Annotated in this window: 1 protein-coding gene and 2 pseudogenes; 2 read left to right on the top strand and 1 reads right to left on the bottom strand. The window is 64.3% G+C overall.

Annotated features, from left to right (window positions below):
• Together AHiyo1_RS25005 and AHiyo1_RS25000 are read left to right on the top strand one after the other, a co-directional pair.
• Window positions 1-253 (top strand): annotated as a pseudogene (locus AHiyo1_RS25005) (hypothetical protein); the annotation flags it as partial.
• Between the two features lie 238 nt (window positions 254-491).
• Window positions 492-653 (top strand): hypothetical protein, encoded by a 162-nt coding sequence (locus tag AHiyo1_RS25000; protein WP_172465661.1) that lies wholly within the window; start codon window positions 492-494, stop codon window positions 651-653.
• Between the two features lie 992 nt (window positions 654-1,645).
• On the opposite strand, the pseudogene AHiyo1_RS19770 reads toward AHiyo1_RS25000, so the two are convergent.
• Window positions 1,646-2,838: pseudogene (locus AHiyo1_RS19770) on the bottom strand (Nramp family divalent metal transporter); the annotation flags it as partial.

The following is a 2,838-nucleotide window of genomic DNA, read 5'->3' as shown; positions in this document are numbered from 1 at the left end:
ACCGGACTGGGGCCTGATCCTCGCAGAGGGCATGCCCTATGTGGAACGCGCACCGCTTGTGGTGCTCGTCCCCGCCGGAGCACTCGTGCTGCTCTCGGTGTTCGCAGTCTCGCTCTCGAGCCTCACCGTCGACTTCCGCAGCGGCCGAGACGGAATCCGTCGCGGTCGAACAATGCGCTTGCAGAACCGCTCGCCCCAGAACACCGCCCCGACGCCCGTTGTCCGCGACCATTTCGGTCCGAGCAAGCAGTAAAGCCCCTGACCGGATCCACTGCCACGGTGAGTTTTCTTGCCTCCGATCGTCTCGCGCTGTGGATAGCAGCGAGGCTGAGGAACTCACCGTGGCGGTGCGGTGCGTTCTCACGATTGAGCGCTGCCCCCGCCTTCACCAGACCCCCACCCGTTTGACGAACCCGTCCTCGAGAGAACGAATGGCACATCCTTCAGTACCGGCCTCGTGCATAGCCTTCACGGCGAACGACCGAGCGCACATGGACGAACAGCTCGTCCGCAGCGTGAACTATCTCGTTGAGCACGCCTTGCGGCGTCCAGAGACGGGAATTCTCGTTACACGGCATTCGCCATGCGACTTCACGGTCGAGTTCCACCCTGACGTCCCATTCGGCGTCACCTACGAGCGCAGGAACTGGTAGACAAACAGGGCCTCGCTACAGAAACGTCGATTGACGGGTCCTCCTCCGGCGCTGCGCCTGGTGCGGTACGGGTCGTTCTGCGCCGCCTGCATCTTCAACGGTCAACTCAGCAATACCACGAACCTGAACCCTGGCGAGCATGTTCCGAAGCCCGTTTCGCCGACCGCCCGGTCAGATGGAGGCTTCGCTTGGTGCCCGGAACGGCCGGAGATCAGTGCGGGATCTGGGTGGTCCAATCCCGAGGTCGAAGCGAGCACTCGGGACGGGTACGACGAGAGATCTGCCAGATTATTGCGGAAAGGCACCACGATTGCAGAGGCCGACGGATGCACCTTCGAAATCGGCCCGGTGCACGGGTCCGTGACATTGCCGCTGAAGAACGGTAAGGAAGGGCTTGTAGCGCACCTGCCCGTCACGGACCTTGAGGTGGATAGCGTCGACGTACTGCCGGGTCCAGGGGCCGTGAGGACCGTTCAGCCATGTCCCCGGCACCTACTCGATGATCCTGCTGACCGCGTACTTGGACAGGCGGCCCTGTATACCTCGTCGAAGTGCTCCGCGAGGCGTTGCGCACGTCCGACCCCAACGGGGTCTGCCTGTGCTCGTGCCGGAGGTGCTCGGTGAACTCGGCGTCCAGGGCGGTCTCGAGGTGAGCCGATTAGGCGTATGGCTGTGGCCTCTGCTGCTTCCGGGGACCGCTTGTCTATATTGAACCCGAGAAGTTCCTCGTCGCACTACGGCTACCCGGCCAGGACTCCCAGAAGTGGAATTGGGCGTACGGCCGTGAGATTCCCAGTCCTATCCGGGGTTGCGCGCCGGCAGTCGTGAACGCGGTGAACCTGTCGTGAAAGACCTCGGCTCCCGTACCGCCGCGCCCGCGTCGGGCAGGGATGGCTTGAACACCTAATTCGGAAGGTCCTCGGTCGTACGAGCGCTGTGTGAGGTCGCGCGACGATGTCTCGCGGTGGTACTCATACCTTCTGCCAACCTCGTCAAGCCATTTGCGTGAAGGTGAACCACAGAAGCGTGATATTGAGCGCGAAGACGAGCCCGGCGCTCGTCCACGATGCTGCTCTGAGCATCAGTGAGGACGCGAACGCACCGACAAGACTCGGGTCGGAGGTTAGCCGGATGAGCGGAACGAGCGCGAAGGGGATGCCGAAGCTCAGCACGACCTGGCTGACGACAAGCGAGAGGGTCGGGTCGAAGCCGAGCGAGAGGAGCAGTACAGAGGGGACGAGCGTGATGGCCCTTCGAAGTGCGACGGGGATGCGCCGCTGGAGCAGGCCGTCCATGATCGTTGCCCCAGCGTAGGAACCGACTGCGCTCGAGGCGAGGCCGCTTGCAAGGAGCCCGATGGCGAAAACAGTGCCAACGAGCGGGCCGAGCGCCTCCGTGATAGCCGCGTGTGCTCCCTCGATGGTGCCGGTGCCGTCTTCACCGCCGAGTGTAGAGGCCGCGAGGAGGAGCATGCCGACATTGACAATGCCTGCGATGCCCAGCGCGATGAGCACGTCCAGTCGCGTACCGCGCAGGAGACGGGCGACGGCGGTTGCGGGAACCGCGTGTGCGGGTCTGCGCGGTGCCGGTCCCGTGAGAGCGCTGAATGGACGTAGATCGCGTGCGGCATGACGGTCGCTCCGAGCATCGAGGCGGCCAGCAGCAGGGTGTCCGGCCCCTCGAAATGCGGAACAAGACCGGCGAGGACGCCAGCAGGCGACGGCGGACGGACGATGAGTCCCGCGAGGAATCCTATGGTGATAACCGCAAGTAGGCCGATGATCACGAGCTCGAAGCGCTGCTGTGTCCGGTGGTCTTGGATTGCGAGGATACCCATCGAGACGGCCCCCACAATAAGGGCACCGACCGGCAGGGGCAGGCGGAACAGGAGCTGGAGCGCGACGGCTCCACCTACGACCTCCGCAAGATCGGTCGCTAGCGCAACGACTTCGGCTTGGAGCCAGAAGAGGCGTCGACCCCGGGGTCGGAGGCGTTCACTGAGGAGCTCCGGGAGCGTGCGCCCGGTGACTATCCCGAGCTTGGCGGACTGGTACTGGATGAGCATGGCCATCCCGTTTGCGATCGCGAGCACCCAGATGAGGAGGTAACCGTACTGTGCGCCGGCGGTGAGGTTGGCGGCGACGTTGCCGGGGTCGACGTAGGCTATGGAGGCCACGAAGGCGGG

Source organism: Arthrobacter sp. Hiyo1 (assembly GCF_001263615.2).
Taxonomy (GTDB): Bacteria; Actinomycetota; Actinomycetes; order Actinomycetales; family Micrococcaceae; genus Arthrobacter.
This window is presented reverse-complemented; position numbering and strand designations above follow the sequence as displayed.

What these genes read in the sequence shown, in the direction of transcription:
- AHiyo1_RS25000 (WP_172465661.1), top strand. Translation starts at nt 492, where the DNA reads ATGGACGAACAGCTCGTCCGCAGCGTGAACTATCTCGTTGAGCACGCC.